This window comes from Pseudomonas sp. C9D1 (genome assembly GCF_056491235.1).
In genome coordinates, this window is sequence record NZ_JBSZIE010000002.1 from 512,479 (window position 1) to 528,210 (window position 15,732).

Genomic DNA, 15,732 nt, shown 5'->3' on the forward strand with positions numbered 1-15,732 from the left:
AGGAGCGCCGTCATGTCCGTAGCCGAAACCCTCAAGCAACGCATCTCCGTCCGCGCCTTCACCGCCGAGCCCGTCGACGCCGCCACCCTACGCGAACTGCTGGACACCGCGCGCTGGTCGCCCTCCGGCGGCAACCTGCAACCCTGGAAGGTCATCGCCGTGAGCGGCACCGCCAAGGCCGCGGTGGAGCGCGTCGCCCTGGAAACCCTGATGAAGAACCCCGTGGGCGAGGCCGGCGAGCACCCCATCTACCCGGAAGGGCTGACCGAGCCCTACCGCACCCGCCGCTACGCCATCGGCGAGGCGCTCTACGCCAAGCTCGGCATCCCCCGTGAAGACAAGGCCGCGCGCCTGCGCGCCATGTCGCGCAACTTCCAGTTCTTCGGCGCGCCGGTGGGGCTGTTCTTCGTCATCGACCGCTCCATGGGCCACGGCCAGTGGGCGCACCTGGGCATGTTCATGCAGTCCCTGGCGCTGGTGGCCGAGGAACGCGGCCTCGCCACCTGCATGCAGGAAGCCTGGGGCATGGTGCGCCAGAGCCTGCACGCCCACTTCGAGCTGCCCGAGCACGAGCTGCTCTATTGCGGCATGGCGCTGGGCCACGCCGACCGCTCCGCGCCGATCAACCAGTTGCGCTCCGAGCGCGCCCCGGTGGACGAGTTCGCCGTGTTCAAGGGTTTCGACTGAGGGCCAGGGTCCCGGGGCGCGCGCCTGCGCCTTGGCTACACTGCTGACGCCGCCCCCGCTGCATGCCGTCGTTGGGCGCGCGGCCGGCCCCCCCACGCGTCGCAGGAGAGTCGTCGTCGATGAACCCCACCCCCTTCCCCGCGACACGGCTCCGCCACCTGATCCTGCTGCTCGTCCTGCTGGCCAGCATCGCCACGCTGGCCAACGGCCTGTATGCGGCCTACCGGGTGCAGAAGGCCTCGCTGCTGGACGGCGCGCTGAAGAACAACCACGCCTACGCCCAGAAGCTGGCCAGCAGCATCGGCGCCCAGTTGCAGGCGGCCCAGCAACAGCTGGCGTACAGCGCGGCGCTGCTGGGCAAGCACTTCGATGACCCGCAGTTGCTCGCCGAGGAAGCGCGCCGGCTCGACCTGCAGGATGCCGGCTTCAACGCCATCGCCGTGGTCGCCGCCGATGGCCGCGTGCTGGCCGCCGTGCCGGAGGCGCCTCAGCTCGATGGAAGCGGCCGCTCCCCCGGCCTCGAGGAGGCGCTGCGTGCCCGCCGCCCGCTGATCAGCGAACCCTTCAACGCCGCCAGCGGGCGGCTGGTGGTCTTCGTCTCGCAGCCGGTACTCGATGCCGACGGCCGGTACCTGGGCCTGGTCGGCGGCTCGATCTACATGCGCAAGGACAACCTGCTGCACGGCCTGATCGGCCTGCACTTCCACCAGGATGCATACGTCTACCTGATCGACGCCAACCGCCGGCTGCTCTATCACCCGGACCCCGCGCGCATCGGCCAGCAGGTCGGTGCCAGCGCCGTCGACGATGCCGTGCTGGGCGGGCGCAGCGGCACCCTGGTGTATGTGAACTCCAAGGGCGTGGAGATGCTCTCCGGCTATGCCGGCATCCCGGGAACCGGCTGGGGCGTGGTTTCGCAGCAGCCACGCCAGGCCACCCTGGTGGCGCTGGAAGGGTTGGTCCGGCACGTGCTCGTCGCTGCCATGCCCCTGGCGCTGTTGGGCTTCGCGGTGCTCTGGTGGACGACACGGCTGATCGCCGACCCGCTGCGCCAGCTGGCCGCCGGCGCCCGCCAGATGGGCGAGCCGGGCAGCTCGGAACGCCTGGCCACGGTGCGCGCCTGGTACTTCGAGGCCGCGCACATCAAGCAGGCCCTGATCACCGGCATCACCCTGATGCAGGAGAAGCTCGGCCGCCTCAACCATGAGGCGCAGACCGACCCGCTGACGGGCCTGCTGAACCGCCGCGCGATGGAGGAAGCCCTGGTGGCCATCCGGGGCGGCGAGCGCGACCTGGCGGTGGTGGCCCTGGACATCGATCACTTCAAGAAGGTCAACGACCGCTTCGGCCACGACGCCGGCGACCGCACGCTCAAGGTGATCGCCACGGTGATGCAGGCCTGCTCGCGGGACCGCGACCTGGCCTGCCGCGTGGGCGGCGAGGAGTTCCTCCTGCTGCTGCCCGGCACCACGCTGGCGGAAGCCTCGGAAGTCGCCGAACGCCTGCGCCACTCGGTGGAGGAGGCGCGTACCGAAGGCGTCGGCCAGGTGACCATCTCCCTCGGCGTGGCCGAATGGACACCCGGCGGACGGAGCCTGGAAGCCACCCTCAAGCAGGCCGACGAAATGATGTATCGGGCCAAGCGCCAGGGCCGCAACCAGGTGGTGGTGGAGCCCGCCACGCGCTGACCCCTGCGAGCATCGCGCGATTGCCAGGAACCCCCTGGCAATGAGATATTTTCAAATGTGAAACATTCTCATATCGAACGACCCGCCCCCTCCCCGCGCCTGCTGCTGGTCGAAGACGACCCCCGGCTGCGCGAAGACCTGGACCTGCACTTCCGCCAGCGCGGCTTCGCCGTCACCACCTGCGCCACCGGCACCCTGGGCCTGGCCGCTGCCGAACGCGACCCCTTCGACCTGGTACTGCTGGACATCATGCTGCCCGGCCTCGACGGCCTGCAGCTGCTCGAAGCCCTGCGCCGGCGGCAGGACACCCCGGTGATGCTGATGTCCGCGCTGGGAGCCGAGCAGGACCGCATCACGGGTTTCACCCGGGGAGCCGACGACTACCTGCCCAAGCCCTTCAGCCTCGCCGAGCTGGACGCCCGGACCGATGCCCTGCTGCGCCGCGTGCGCCTCGACCGGCGCCAGGCGGCGCAACGCCCGGGTCCATCGCTGCACCTCGACGAGCAGGCCCAGGACGTGACCCACTCAGGCCGCGCGGCCGGGCTCACGCCGTCGGAATACCGCCTGCTGGCCACCCTGCAGGCCCACCCCGGCGAGGCGCTGAGCAAGCCCTTCCTCTACCGGTGCGTGCTGCACCGTGCCTACACGCGGCTGGACCGCGGGCTCGACGTGCACGTCTGCAACCTGCGCCGCAAACTGGCCGAGATCGGCATCCACCATCTGCAGATCCAGGCCGTGCGCGGCCAGGGCTACCTGCTGGTCGAGACGGAACGCTCCTGATGCGCCGCCATCCCCTGCTGTGGAAGCTGGCGCTTCTGCAGGTCGGCTTCTGCCTGCTGCTCACCTGGCTCATCTACACCTGGGGCCTGTCGGTGGAGCGCAGCACCTACTTCCTCGCCCCGGCCGACCGCGACTACCTGGCGCAATACGCGCAGCAGGCCGAACAGGCCTGGGAGAACGAAGGCGCGGCCGGCGTCGCGCGCTTCCGGCAGGACCTGGCCAGCCGCGAAGACACCTGGGTGGCGGTGCTCGGCCCGCGCTTGGAAAGCCTCGACGGCACGCTGCTGAACGCCGAGGAATCCAGCCACCTGACCTTCATGCGCAAGCTCGACTGGCCCATGAGCCGGCGCCTGCAAGACGAGCTGCCCTACGTCAGCATCGAGTTCCCCGAGCACCCGGAGAACGGCCGCCTGGTGCTGCAACTGCCCGAGCGCCTGCTGCCCGGCGGCCTCACGCCCTGGACCCACCTCTTCACCCACGGCGTGGTGCCGACGCTGCTGGCGGCCCTGCTCGGCCTGCTGATCTACCGCCATCTCGTGGTGCCGCTGAACCGCCTGCGCGACCGCGCCGATGCCCTGCGCGCCGACGAACTGGACAGCGCGCCCCTGGGCACGCCCCTGGCCGACCGCCGCGACGAACTGGGCGAGCTGGCCGAAGCCCTGGAGCACATGGCCGAGCGCCTGCGCCTGAGCCTGGGCCAGCAGCGCCTGCTGCTGCGCACCCTGTCCCACGAGATGCGCACCCCGCTGGCCCGGTTGCGCATCGCCCACGACAGCGAGCTACCGCCCGAACAGCTGCGCCAACGGCTGGACCGCGAGATCACCGACATGCAGCGCCTGCTGGAAGACACCCTCGACCTCGCCTGGATGGACACCGAGCGCCCGCAACTGCCCACCGAGCCGGTGCAGGTGCTGTCGGTGTGGGAAGCCCTGCGCGAGGACGCCTGCTTCGAAAGCGGCTGGGATGCCGCGAGGCTGCCCTGCTCCCTGGATGCCGACTGCCGCGTGCAGGTCCATCTCGACAGCCTGGCCCAGGCCCTGGAGAACCTGCTGCGCAACGCCATCCGCCACTCCCCTGAAGGGGGCACGGTGCGCCTCGACGGCGAGCGCGACGGCGACTGCTGGCACCTGCGCCTGCACGACCAGGGCCCGGGCGTCGCCGAGGCGGACCTGGAACGCATCTTCCTCCCCTACCAACGCCTGGAAGGCGGCACCGGCGAAGGCTTCGGCCTCGGCCTGGCCATCGCCCGCCGCGCCATCGAACTGCAGGGCGGCCAGCTCTGGGCCAGCAACGCCCACCCCGGCCTGTGCCTGCACCTGCGGCTGCCGGTGGCGCGATGCCCACTCATGTAGCCCGGGCTTCAGCCCGGGAGCGGCGCCGTGCAGGAACCCCTGGGCTGAAGCCCAGGCTACGGAACTGCCGGCCACATGACGCAATGGCCCTACGCTCGACCTGTAGGAGCGAATTCATTCGCGATGCGATTTCGCGGTTGAAACCGCTCCCACACCCGGCGCCCCGCACGACCCAATCGCGGGTTTCACCCGCCCTACACGGCAGGGTGCTCCCTCCTGAAGCCCAGGCTACGGGGCTCAATCGCAGGCTTTGCACCCTGCCGTAGGAGCGAGCTCTGCTCGCGAATCCCCCCAACACGGACCCTCACGAAGTGTTTAGAAAGTTAATGCGCTTTACTCTCAAATAATAATTAATATCATTCGTGATCTTCGCGCATCCCAAGGCATTACCGGAGATCGTCCATGTCGCCTCGCCCGTCTTCCACCGCCATCCCCTTCCTGCTGCTGTCCAGCTGCCTGCTGTCGTTCGCCGTGCACGCGGCCAACATCGACGCCAGTGCCCCCGGCATCGAGCTGGAAGCCCAGAACGTCATCGCCACCGCCGAGGAAGAGACCAAGCAGGCGCCAGGGGTTTCGGTGATCACCGCCGAAGACATCAAGAAGCGCCCGCCGGCCAACGACCTGTCGCAGATCATCCGCACCATGCCGGGCGTGAACCTCACCGGTAACTCCACCAGCGGCCAGCGTGGCAACAACCGCCAGATCGACATCCGCGGCATGGGCCCGGAGAACACCTTGATCCTGGTGGACGGCAAGCCGGTGAGCAGCCGCAACGCCGTGCGCTACGGCTGGCGTGGCGAGCGTGACAGCCGTGGCGACACCAACTGGGTGCCGGCCGACCAGGTCGAGCGCATCGAGGTCATCCGGGGCCCGGCGGCCGCGCGCTACGGCAACGGCGCGGCAGGCGGCGTGGTCAACATCATCACCAAGAAGGCCGGCGCCAAGACCCACGGCAACGCCACCGTCTACACCTCCTTCCCCACCCACAAGGACGAAGGCGCCAGCCAGCGCCTGAGCTTCGGCCTCAACGGCCCGCTCACCGACACCCTCAGCTACCGCGTCTACGGCAACGTCGCCAAGACCGAGTCGGACGACTGGGACATCAACTCAGGCCACGAATCCGCCCGCACCGGCAACCAGGCCGGCACCCTGCCCGCCGGCCGCGAAGGCGTGCGCAACAAGGACGTCAACGGCCTGCTCAGCTGGAACTTCACCCCCGAGCAGACCCTGGAGCTGGAAACCGGCTTCAGCCGCCAGGGCAACCTCTACACCGGCGACACCCAGAACACCAACAGCAACGCCACCGTGAAGAAGATGCTCGGCCACGAGACCAACCGCACCTTCCGCGAGACCTACGCCCTCACCCACCGTGGCGACTGGGACTTCGGCAGCTCCCTGGCCTACCTGCAGTACGAGAAGACCCGCAACAACCGCATCAACGAAGGCCTGGCCGGCGGCACCGAAGGCATCTTCGCCAACAGCGGCTACTACACCGCCACCCTGCGCAACCTCACCGCCCACGGCGAGCTCAACCTGCCCCTGGATGCCGGCCGCCCGCAGACCCTGACCCTGGGCAGCGAATGGACCCGCCAGCAACTGGACGACCCGAGCTCCAACACCCAGAACACCACCGAAGGCGGCGCCATCGGCGGCCTCACCAACAGCGGCCGCGACACCACCTCCGAGGCGCAGATCTTCTCGCTGTTCGCCGAAGACAACATCGAACTGGCCCCCGGCACCATGCTCACCCCGGGCCTGCGCTTCGACCACCACGACATCGTCGGCAACAACTGGAGCCCGTCGCTCAACCTGTCCCACGCGCTCACCGACACCCTCACCCTGAAGGCCGGTATCGCCCGCGCCTACAAGGCGCCGAACCTGTACCAGCTCAACTCCGACTACCTGCTCTACAGCCGTGGCCAGGGCTGCTACGGCCAGACCACCAGCTGCTACCTGCGCGGCAACGAAGACCTCGACGCCGAAACCAGCGTCAACAAGGAACTGGGCATCGAGTACAAGAAGGACGGCCTGGTCGCCGGCCTGACCTACTTCCGCAACGACTACAAGAACAAGATCGAGTCCGGCATGGCCTCCATCGGCAGCGCCACCGGCGGCCAGGTGGTTGGCGGCGTGAACTACGCCAACGCCCGCATATTCCAGTGGGAGAACGTGCCCAAGGCGCTGGTGGAAGGTATCGAAGGCAACCTCACCCTGCCGCTGACCGAGCAGCTGAGCTGGACCAACAACCTCACCTGGATGCTGCAGTCGAAGAACAAGGAAACCGGCGACACCCTTTCCGTCACCCCGGCCTACACCCTCAACTCCATGCTCGACTGGCAGGCCCGCGAAGACCTGTCCTTCCAGGCCAGCGTCGCCTGGTACGGCAAGCAGAAGCCGAAGAAATACGGCTACCAGGGCAACCGCGTCACCGGCAACGCCAACAACCAGCTCTCGCCCTATGCACTGCTGGGCCTGAGCGGCACCTACGACCTGAGCGAGAACCTCAGCTTCACCGCGGGCGTCGACAACCTGCTGGACAAGCGCCTGTACCGCGAAGGCAACGCCCAGGGCGTGAACAACATCGACGGTGCCGGCGCCGCCACCTACAACGAGCCCGGCCGCACCCTCTACACCAGCATTACCGCCTCGTTCTGACCGTCGAGACCGCCTGATGAGACTGCCCCGCTTCACTTCTGCCCTGGCCTTCGCCCTGGCAGTGGCACTTCCCGGAGTCGCGCCCATGGCGCGACCCGACCCCAACGCCCTGATGGACACGCGCCTGCTGCAGCGCCAGGACCTGCCCTACGCCTTCAGCAGCCTGAAGCTCGACTCCGCCGACGGCCAGCGCCACTACCAACTGTGGATCGCCAAGCCCAAAAGCCCGGCCCCGGCCGGCGGCTACCCGGTGGTGTGGATGCTCGACGGCAATGCCGCCTTCGGCGTGCTCGACGCGCCCCTGCTGCAGGACCTGGCCAAGGGCGATGCGCCGCTGCTGGTCGCCATCGGCTACCAGACCCCGCAACGCATCGAGCGCAACGCCCGCACCCTGGACTACACGCCCCGGCAGCCCGACAAGCCCGGCCAACGCGACCCGCTCACCGGCCAGCCCAGCGGCGGCGCCGATGCCTTCCTCGACCTGCTGCAGGAGAAGATGCGCCCGGCCGTGGCCGCGCAAGCGCCTTTCGACACCACCCGGCAAACGCTCTGGGGTCACTCCTACGGCGGCCTGCTGGTGTTGCATGCGCTGTTCACCCGGCCCCGGCAGTTCAGCCAGTTCGCCGCCGCCAGCCCGTCGCTCTGGTGGGGGGATGGCGTCATCCTCGGCGAACGCCCGGGGCTGGAACAGCGCATCGCCGGCCACCCGGCGCGCCTGCTGCTGATGCGCGGCAGCGCGGAACCGGCCAATCCGCGCGGCACCGCCGAGCCCTACCCGGAACGCGCCGCCACCGAACTGGTGGACGACCTCGCCCAGGTTCCCGGCCTCGATGCCCGCTTCCAGTCCTTCGAAGGCCTGGGTCACGGCGAAGCCCTGGGCGAATCCCTGCGCTATCTGCTGCGCGAGCGGTTCGGCGCCAGCACTGCACCTGCGGAGTAATGCCCCACTACGAAGCGGCCTGGTGCCCCCCAGGCTGCTCGCCGAGGCTCTAGGCCGCTACTTCCTCAACCGCCGAGCGGCCCTGGCGCGTCACCGACCCGCTGCTAGATTGAAGCCAGTCCGGGAATGGATGAACGCTCAGGAGGAGAGATGGCTAATCAGGTGTTCGCGAACGGGCTGGAGATTTCCTGCAAGGCGGCCGAGGGGAAGTCCGTCGCCTGCTTCCCCGATGTGTGCTTCACCCCGCCACAAACGCCCGCGACACCACCCGGCGTCCCCATCCCCTACCCCAACACCGGAATGGCCAGCGACACCTCGAACGGGTCGCGCACCGTGAAGATCTCCGGCAAGGAAGTGATGCTCAAGGACAAGAGCTACTTCAAGACCAGCTATGGCGACGAAGCCGGCTGCGCCCCGAAGAAAGGCGTCATCACATCGAAGATCAAGGGCAAGGTGTATTTCACCGCCTGGTCCATGGATGTGAAGTTCGAAGGCCAGAACGTGGATCGCATGTCCGACCTGACGACCCACAACCACGGCTCGCAAGGCAACACCGTCCCCTGGCCCTACCTGGACGAAGTGGCGCTTGCCCTGGATGACCACCCCTGCGCGAAGTCCGGCGATGCCAAGAAGGTCAACGACAATTGCAAGAAACCCATCGCCAGCGACTGTTCCGATGACTGCTGCAAGGCCCGCCGCTGTGTGCTCGTGCCTTTCAGCCCGAACAGCTGCGTGGGCTGTGGAGACAAGACACCGCACCACCCCATTCCCGTCGCCGAGCTTTCCGAACAGCGCAAGGCCGGCGAGGCCCGCGGGCAACCGCGCTACCCCAAGTACTCCGAAGGCGCCGCCCCCTGCGTCTGCGTGGAAGGCAAGGACCATGACTCGCGCAACCCGGTCTCCACCGAGCTGGACGAGCATGGCCGGGTGGGCGCCAAATTTGCCCAGTTGCGCAACGATCGGATTCCCAAAAAGTCCAAACTGGGCGACCCATACGACTTCAGCATCGCCCTGGACTGCGGAGCGCAAGCCGTCTCGTCCGCCATGGGCTGCGACGAGGCCTGCGTACGCAAACAGCTGGAGGCAGGCCACACGAAGCTGGAGGTGAAGCCCACCGACAAGGCCTTCAAAAGCAAGCAGAAGGCCAATGTTCCGCTGTTCAAGAAGCCGAAGATCGCCGCCGCGCCCCTGGCGACGCCGGCGCCCCCCAAATAGGACATGGATCGATCGATGACCCGCCAACCCGACTACTTCTTCCTCGATGGCGTGCCGCTGGGCTCGGGCGATGTGGCGCTTGCCGCGCAATACAACGCCTACCCGGATGTGGACGCCTCACGTGTCCTGCTGAAGCTGCAGGGCCAGTGGACCTACATTGATTTCGACGAAGACCTGATCCGCTCCCTGGCGTTCGACCCGGCCAGCGGCACCCTGTACATGCTTGGCAAAAGCGGCGTGATGTACAGCCTGGGCGGCAAGGGGCCCGACTTTTCCCCGGCAGCGATAGCCGGAACCTTTAGCCAGCAGGAGGTCGTCGACCCGGAGGAGCGCGGCGAGCTCTTCAGGGTTCGCGCGCTGGATGGCCGCGTGCTGGTGTGTGGCCTGGGAGGCCAGCTGCTCGAACTGAGGAACGGCAACTGGCTGGACCTGAGCTTTGCGGCCCCGATCGCCGAATCACCGGACTTCGAAGATGTCGGCCTGGATGCCCAGGGCCTGCCCATCGCCGTGGGCTGGGCGGGCGCGGCCTATCGCAGAACGCCTCGAGACTGGCAACGCATCGACTGCCCCACCAACGCGATCCTCTCCACCATCGTCGCCGACGGCCCCGGACGGCACCTGCTGTGCGGGAACAACGGGATCGTGCTGGAGATGGACGACAGCAGTATCTGGGACCTGTCCGTGGACGCGCCCCTGGGCAATCTCTGGTCGGTCACACGCCATGCGGACCTGATCTACGCCTGCGAACCCGGTCGCCTACTGGTGCGTGACCGGGACAAGTGGCAGCCGGAAATCGTCAGCCAGACCATCGCCTCCCCCTCGTTCCATCGCCTCATTTCCACCGGCTCGGAGCTGTGGTCATTCGGCGCCGACCATGTCTTCGTGAAACGAGCGGACGGCACCTGGGAGCAGTTCCCGGTCCTGGGTAACGAGCTGTAGCAGCACGCCTTTGTAGCCCGGGCACAGACCGTAGGTTGGCGCCGAGCGCAGCGAGGCCCAACGCCGTCCGGTGCTACCGGGTGATCAGGCGTTGGGCCTCGCTTATCGCGCGTCAGAGATACCGCAGCGGATCGCCACTGAGCAGCGGGTAGATTCGCTCCTCTTCCAGCGAACCGTCCTCGCCGTGGATCTTCACCGACGATTGCAGGTGCCCGACCTGGGCGGCGGCCATGCAGATGACGTCCGCCTTGCTGTCGGAGCTGAACAGGTTGTCCAGGCTGCCGAAGCGGCGGCACGCCCATTCCTGGTGGTCCTTGACGATAAGGAAGTGTTCCATGGCGTGGGCCCTCAGCAGGAGGCGCGCGTGGAGCGCGGGTCGTCGCCATGGGCGGTGAGCGCCCGCGCGGCGAAGGGAGAAGCGAGGTCGTGAACCGGCCGTTCACGGGCGAGCCAGCTGGCGCCCTGCCCCGGCTGACGATCACCGCTGGCCTGCACATCGTGCACCAGCTCGCGGATCAGACCGCCGACCTGAGCCCGCGACAGCACGCTCTCGCAATCGATGACCCGGTGGAAGGCCGGCTGGGCCTCGCCGCCGATGGTCAATGACAGGCGACCGTCCGGGCGGGTGGTGAGGGACACTTCCCGACCGGGAAAGGCTTCGATGATTTCTCTGACACAAACATTCATGGGCGTTCTCCTTCTTGTAGCGAGAGAAGGAGCACGCAACATGCCAGCTTGGCCTTTTCGTAAAGCCCCTTTTAAAACAACGAGTTGACAAACAATCCTGTGATGGGGCGAATTGCAATCTGCAAGATCGCCCCGTACAGCCCTCGGCATTTTGCATTGGCCACCGGGGCCGCCAGGAAAACCCCGGGCCCACTGGCCCGGGGCACAGCCATCATTTGATGGTTTCGTTCCCCAGACCCAAGGCCAACGCGGCGTTCAGGGCGTCCTGCCCGGCGGTCTGCAGGATCAGGTCGCACAGTTGTGGGTCCTTGCCAGAGAGGGTCTCGGGCTCCCAGACACCGGGGCGGCGGCTCCAGTTGAACCTGAACTGGCAAGCGCCACCACTGCCCCGGGTGGCCGTGGCCCAGACGGAAGCGGCGTTGTTCCTGACGAAATCCTTGTAGACCGCGCCGCCTCCCGACGCACCGTAGAGGCCCTGCATGCAGCGCATGAAGACGCCCTTCCCGGTGGCATAGTCGGCAATGAACTCTCCCAGCGCACCGCTAATCTCGTACTCGTGGAGGATGCCGTCGTTGTCGATCATCCGCTTCAGCACGGCGGCCGCTACCTTGTGGGAAACCTCACTCCCCGACCCCATCGCCAGGACGAATTGCCCCTGGTCGCCGGTCCAATGCCACTCAGGGTTGCCCGCATTCCCACGAGGCCGCTCCAGCACCAGGTCCTGCGCGGTCCGCAGCGACCCGGGGATACCGAGCCACTTGTCGAACCACTGGAATTCAGCCGTCGCCATCTCCGCATACTTTGGCGCGTCGGGATCGTTCGGGTTCAACTGGGCCAGGCCCCGGGAGAGCAGCAGGAACCCCAGGTTGGTGACGGTATTGCGACCCGACATGGGTTGGTCGGGGTCCTTGAGGTTGAACGTGCCACCCCTGATAGGCGCACTGCCCGCCGCATGATCCTCACCGCCCTCGTTGTAGCTGTCGTCCGACCAATGCCCGGCGAGCTTGTCCCAGCAGTGCTTCGTGGCGCCGATGATGCCTTCTCGCAGTTGATCGTCACGGGGGGCTTGGTAGCCCAGCGCTTCCCAGTTGTACAAGGCGATGAGGAATGCATTTCCCCACCAGCCGTAGTCGTCCACCCACCAGTCGACCCTGGCGTTCAGGTCCTGGTAGATGCCATAGGCCTTGCGCAGGATCCCGCCGTCGTCGTGCTGCTTCGAATTGACGAGATAGTCGAGGCAGCAATGCAGCGTGTTGCCGGCGAACCAGAAGTTCCCCGGGAAGACCTCGGGCTGGTAGAGGTTCAGCAGGCTTTTGTAACCGGCCGAAGCGGCCTCGTTGAATGTGGTCATGACGCTTTCCTTGCATGAGATGGGATGGGAGCCGGCGACTCCCGTGCCCTCCAGCGGCGCACGACTCCCCCGCGGGGAAGCACTCCTTGCGCATCACGGGGCATAGGGGAAATACGACTCGAACGGCGTCCAGGCACGGCAGAAAGAAACGAAGACGAGCGCTGCCGCAGGTTGCGGACAGGCGCCTTCCTGCCGGGTACGGGGATCGAAAGAACGTCGAAAGCATTCGCCAGCCTGAGCAGCGTAGATCAGCCGGCCCCCCTGGCGAGGTCGCGTTCCGCATAAGCGCAACGGGCGTTATATCCGACCACGCAAAACCTCCAATCCCCACGGAGCGCTCTACATCGGGCTTATAAAACCGTAGCGCACGAATTGTTATGTTGTAACATTACAATTCAACCCTACAGGAACCGCCTCCTATGTCCGCTCGCTTCCTCCGCCTCCACACCCCCATCGCTGCTGCCTTGCTGATGGCGCAGCACGCCCTCGCCGCCCAGCCCATCGTCCTCGAGCAGCAGGTGATCACCGCCAACCCGCTGAAAAGCGAAGCCCTCGCCTCGCCCACCAGCGTGGTGGAAGGCGACGAGCTGAGCCTGCGCAGCGCCGCGCAGTTGGGCGAAACCCTCAACGGCCTGCCCGGCGTCTCCTCCACCTATTTCGGCCCGGCCGCCAGCCGCCCGGTGATCCGTGGCTTCGACGGCGACCGCATCCGCATCCTGCGCAATGGCGTCGGCGCGCTGGACGCCTCCTCGCTCTCCTACGACCACGCCGTGCCCTATGACGCGGCCAACGCCGAGCGCATCGAAGTGGTACGCGGCCCGGCGGCGCTGCTGTACGGCGGCAGCGCCGTGGGCGGCGTGGTCAACACCTTCGACAACCGCATCCCCAGCGAGGCGGTGGACGGCCTGCACGGTGGCGGCGAGCTGCGCTACGGCGGCGCCGATACCACCCGCAGCGCAGCCGGCAAGCTGGAGGCCGGCGACGGCAACTTCGCCCTGCACCTGGACGCCAACTCGCGGCAGTTCAACGACACGCGCATCCCCGGCTACGCCCGCTCCCGTGACCAGCGCGCCCAGGACGGCGACGACAGCAAGCACCGCGTCAACAACAGCGACGGCCGCCAGGACGGCGGCGCGGTGGGCGGTGCCTACCACTGGGACCACGGCTACGTCGGCCTCTCCTACGACGAGTACGACAGCAACTACGGCTCGCCCGCCGAAGACGCCGTGCGCATCGACATGGAGCAGCGCCACTACGCCATGGCCTCGGAGATCCGTGACCTGGAAGGCCCCTTCAGCTCCCTGAAGCTGGACTTCGGCCACACCACCTACGAGCACCGCGAGATCGAGGACGGCGAAGTCGGTACCACCTTCAAGAACGACGGCTACGAGGCCCGCCTCGAAGCCCGTCACGCGCCCATCGGCCCGCTGGAAGGCGTGGTCGGCGTGCAGGTGGCCAGCAGCCGCTTCGAGGCCCTGGGCGAGGAAGCCTTCGTGCCGCAGACCGACACCGACAGCGGCGCCCTCTTCGCCCTGGAAAGCTGGCAGGCCACCGAGCGCCTGGAGCTCACCCTCGGCGGGCGCCTGGAACACACCCGCCTGCGCCCGGACGCCGCGGGCAACGAGCGTTTCGAAGGCGCCGACGACAGCCACAGCTTCACCGCCGGCAGCCTGTCGTTTGGCTCCATCTACCGCCTCACCGACATCTGGTCCCTGGCCGGCACCCTCAGCTACACCGAGCGCGCGCCGACCTTCTACGAGCTCTACGCCAACGGCCCCCACGCCGCCACCGGCACCTACGAGGTGGGCGATGCGGATGCCGAAAAAGAGAAATCCTGGTCCACCGACCTGGCCCTGCGCTTCGACGACGGCACCCACAAGGGCAGCGTCGGCGTGTTCTACAGCCGCTTCTCCAACTACATCGGCCTGCTGGGCAGCGGCCGCTACCTGGACGAGGACGGCCAGGAAGTCGCCCCGAGCGACGACGATGCCCTGCCGGAATACCTCTACAGCGGCGTGAAGGCCGACTTCTGGGGCGTCGAGGCGCAGGACCACTGGCGCCTGGCGCAGACCCCTTACGGCGAGTTCGCCCTGCAGAGTTCCGCCGACTACACCCGTGCCAAGAACAAGGAGACCGGCGAACCGCTGCCGCGCATCTCACCCCTGCGCCTGAACAGCGCCCTGCTGTGGAATTACCAGAGCTGGCAGGCCAGCGTCGGCGTCGAGCACGCCAGTGCCCAGCGCCGGGTCCCGACCGAAGAGCGCGGCACCGACGGCTACACCACCCTCAACGCCAGCCTCGGCTACCGCTTCGACCTGGCGGAAAGCGAGTGGCTGGTGTTCCTCAAGGGCGACAACCTCAACGACCAGACCGTGCGCTACGCCAGCTCGATCCTGCGGGATCAGGTGCCGGCGGCCGGCCGCAGCGTCGAGGCCGGGGTACGGGTCGCGTTCTGAGCCACGGGCGACGGGGCCGTTGCGGCTCCGTCGTCATGCCCTCATCGCGTCACGCGCCCGGGTGGGTCACCACCGGCGCGTGGCGCTCCATCAGTTCGGCGACCCAGTCGATGAACACCCGCAGCTTGGCGCTGATGTGCCGGTTCGGCGGGAAGGCCACGTACATCGGCATCGGGTCCAGGCGCCAGTCCTCGAACAAGGGCACCAGCGCGCCGCTGGCCCGGCTGGCAAGGGCCATGTATTCCGGCAGCCAGAGCACACCCAGGCCCGCCAGCCCGGCGGCGAGGTAGGCATTGCCGTCATCCACCGCCAGCACGTAGCGGCCGTTCACGCGGAGTTCCTCATTGCCCTTGCGCATGGCGTAGGGCACCGGCTTGCCGGTGCGTGCCCAGAGGAAACCGACGATGCGGTGGGGCGAATCCTCCAGCTCGCGCGGGTGCGCCGGCACGCCGAGGCGCGCGAGGTAATCCGGCGCCGCGTACACGCCCAGGCGCAGGTCACCGACCCGCCGCGCCATCAGCGACTGATCGCGCAGCTCGCCGCCGCGCACCACACAATCGACGTTCTCGCCGATCACATCGACGATGCGGTCGCTCACGCCCATGTCGATCTGGATGTCCGGGTGCCGCGCGTGGAACTCGGGCAGCGCCGGTACCAGGATCATGCTCGCCAGCGGGCTGGGCACGTCCACCCGCAGGCGTCCCCGGGGCGAAGCGGAGGCGCTGGAAAGGCTGGTCTCGGCGTCGTCCATATCGGCCAGCAGGCGCACCACCCGCTCGTAGTAGGCAGCGCCATCGGCGGTCAGCGCCACCCGCCGCGTGGTGCGGTTGAGCAGCTTCACGCGCAGGCGCGCTTCCAGCTGCTGCACCAGCTGGGTGACGCTGGTCTTGCTCATGTGCAGGGTGTCGGCGGCGCGGGTGAAGCTGCCCGCCTCCACCACCCGGGCGAAGGCCTGCATCGCATCGAAACGGTCCATGGACGC

13 protein-coding genes are annotated in these 15,732 nt (G+C 67.7%); 9 read left to right on the forward strand and 4 right to left on the reverse strand.

Annotated features, from left to right (window positions below):
- Positions 1 to 12 precede the first annotated feature (12 nt).
- The 8 genes from ACXI0U_RS10590 to ACXI0U_RS10625 all read left to right on the forward strand — a co-directional run bounded on the left by ACXI0U_RS10590 (position 13) and on the right by ACXI0U_RS10625 (position 10,256).
- On the forward strand, positions 13 to 687 hold the full coding sequence (locus tag ACXI0U_RS10590; RefSeq protein WP_374980792.1) for a nitroreductase family protein: 675 nt from the start codon (positions 13 to 15) through the stop codon (positions 685 to 687).
- A gap of 119 nt (positions 688 to 806) precedes the next feature.
- Positions 807 to 2,375, forward strand: coding sequence for a sensor domain-containing diguanylate cyclase (locus tag ACXI0U_RS10595; protein WP_374980791.1), 1,569 nt, complete (start codon positions 807 to 809; stop codon positions 2,373 to 2,375).
- 57 nt (positions 2,376 to 2,432) lie between these two features.
- A complete protein-coding gene (locus ACXI0U_RS10600) occupies positions 2,433 to 3,155 on the forward strand; it encodes a response regulator transcription factor (protein WP_111263209.1) in 723 nt (240 codons plus the stop codon).
- Positions 3,155 to 4,507 (forward strand): HAMP domain-containing sensor histidine kinase, encoded by a 1,353-nt coding sequence (locus ACXI0U_RS10605; protein WP_479550210.1) that lies wholly within the window; start codon positions 3,155 to 3,157, stop codon positions 4,505 to 4,507. Before ACXI0U_RS10600 ends, ACXI0U_RS10605 begins: the two co-directional genes overlap by 1 nt.
- Positions 4,508 to 4,909: 402 nt before the next feature.
- Positions 4,910 to 7,162, forward strand: a complete 2,253-nt coding sequence (locus ACXI0U_RS10610; RefSeq protein WP_479550211.1) for a TonB-dependent siderophore receptor — start codon at positions 4,910 to 4,912, stop codon at positions 7,160 to 7,162.
- 16 nt (positions 7,163 to 7,178) lie between these two features.
- Positions 7,179 to 8,102, forward strand: a complete 924-nt coding sequence (locus tag ACXI0U_RS10615; protein ID WP_431484582.1) for an alpha/beta hydrolase — start codon at positions 7,179 to 7,181, stop codon at positions 8,100 to 8,102.
- Positions 8,103 to 8,252: 150 nt separating this feature from the next.
- Positions 8,253 to 9,317 carry a PAAR-like domain-containing protein gene (locus ACXI0U_RS10620; RefSeq protein WP_021217711.1) on the forward strand — a complete coding sequence of 355 codons (1,065 nt, stop codon included), beginning with the start codon at positions 8,253 to 8,255 and terminating at the stop codon, positions 9,315 to 9,317.
- 15 nt (positions 9,318 to 9,332) lie between these two features.
- Positions 9,333 to 10,256 (forward strand): hypothetical protein, encoded by a 924-nt coding sequence (locus tag ACXI0U_RS10625; protein WP_271657878.1) that lies wholly within the window; start codon positions 9,333 to 9,335, stop codon positions 10,254 to 10,256.
- A 112-nt stretch (positions 10,257 to 10,368) separates the two neighbouring features.
- Here the strand turns inward: ACXI0U_RS10625 and ACXI0U_RS10630 are convergent, their stop codons facing one another.
- The 3 genes from ACXI0U_RS10630 to ACXI0U_RS10640 form a co-directional block, all read right to left on the reverse strand.
- A complete protein-coding gene (locus tag ACXI0U_RS10630) occupies positions 10,369 to 10,593 on the reverse strand; it encodes a DUF2188 domain-containing protein (protein WP_021217713.1) in 225 nt (74 codons plus the stop codon).
- Between the two features lie 11 nt (positions 10,594 to 10,604).
- Complete coding sequence (locus ACXI0U_RS10635; RefSeq protein ID WP_184489880.1) at positions 10,605 to 10,943, reverse strand: hypothetical protein; 339 nt, start codon at positions 10,941 to 10,943, stop codon at positions 10,605 to 10,607.
- 211 nt (positions 10,944 to 11,154) lie between these two features.
- On the reverse strand, positions 11,155 to 12,294 hold the full coding sequence (locus tag ACXI0U_RS10640; RefSeq protein WP_431484583.1) for a hypothetical protein: 1,140 nt from the start codon (positions 12,292 to 12,294) through the stop codon (positions 11,155 to 11,157).
- Between the two features lie 419 nt (positions 12,295 to 12,713).
- Between ACXI0U_RS10640 and ACXI0U_RS10645 the strand changes: the two genes are divergently transcribed.
- Complete coding sequence (locus ACXI0U_RS10645) at positions 12,714 to 14,750, forward strand: TonB-dependent receptor (RefSeq protein WP_479550212.1); 2,037 nt, start codon at positions 12,714 to 12,716, stop codon at positions 14,748 to 14,750.
- A gap of 49 nt (positions 14,751 to 14,799) precedes the next feature.
- On the opposite strand, the gene ACXI0U_RS10650 is transcribed toward ACXI0U_RS10645, so the two are convergent.
- Positions 14,800 to 15,726, reverse strand: a complete 927-nt coding sequence (locus ACXI0U_RS10650; protein WP_431484585.1) for a LysR family transcriptional regulator — start codon at positions 15,724 to 15,726, stop codon at positions 14,800 to 14,802.
- Between the last annotated feature and the right edge of the window lie 6 nt (positions 15,727 to 15,732).

Coding starts and splice junctions, on each gene's coding strand:
- ACXI0U_RS10590 (WP_374980792.1), top strand. CDS start 13: ATGTCCGTAGCCGAAACCCTCAAGCAACGCATCTCCGTCCGCGCCTTC.
- ACXI0U_RS10595 (WP_374980791.1), top strand. CDS start 807: ATGAACCCCACCCCCTTCCCCGCGACACGGCTCCGCCACCTGATCCTG.
- ACXI0U_RS10605 (WP_479550210.1), top strand. CDS start 3,155: ATGCGCCGCCATCCCCTGCTGTGGAAGCTGGCGCTTCTGCAGGTCGGC.
- ACXI0U_RS10610 (WP_479550211.1), top strand. CDS start 4,910: ATGTCGCCTCGCCCGTCTTCCACCGCCATCCCCTTCCTGCTGCTGTCC.
- ACXI0U_RS10615 (WP_431484582.1), top strand. CDS start 7,179: ATGAGACTGCCCCGCTTCACTTCTGCCCTGGCCTTCGCCCTGGCAGTG.
- ACXI0U_RS10620 (WP_021217711.1), top strand. CDS start 8,253: ATGGCTAATCAGGTGTTCGCGAACGGGCTGGAGATTTCCTGCAAGGCG.
- ACXI0U_RS10625 (WP_271657878.1), top strand. CDS start 9,333: ATGACCCGCCAACCCGACTACTTCTTCCTCGATGGCGTGCCGCTGGGC.
- ACXI0U_RS10630 (WP_021217713.1), bottom strand. CDS start 10,593: ATGGAACACTTCCTTATCGTCAAGGACCACCAGGAATGGGCGTGCCGC.
- ACXI0U_RS10635 (WP_184489880.1), bottom strand. CDS start 10,943: ATGAATGTTTGTGTCAGAGAAATCATCGAAGCCTTTCCCGGTCGGGAA.
- ACXI0U_RS10640 (WP_431484583.1), bottom strand. CDS start 12,294: ATGACCACATTCAACGAGGCCGCTTCGGCCGGTTACAAAAGCCTGCTG.
- ACXI0U_RS10645 (WP_479550212.1), top strand. CDS start 12,714: ATGTCCGCTCGCTTCCTCCGCCTCCACACCCCCATCGCTGCTGCCTTG.
- ACXI0U_RS10650 (WP_431484585.1), bottom strand. CDS start 15,726: ATGGACCGTTTCGATGCGATGCAGGCCTTCGCCCGGGTGGTGGAGGCG.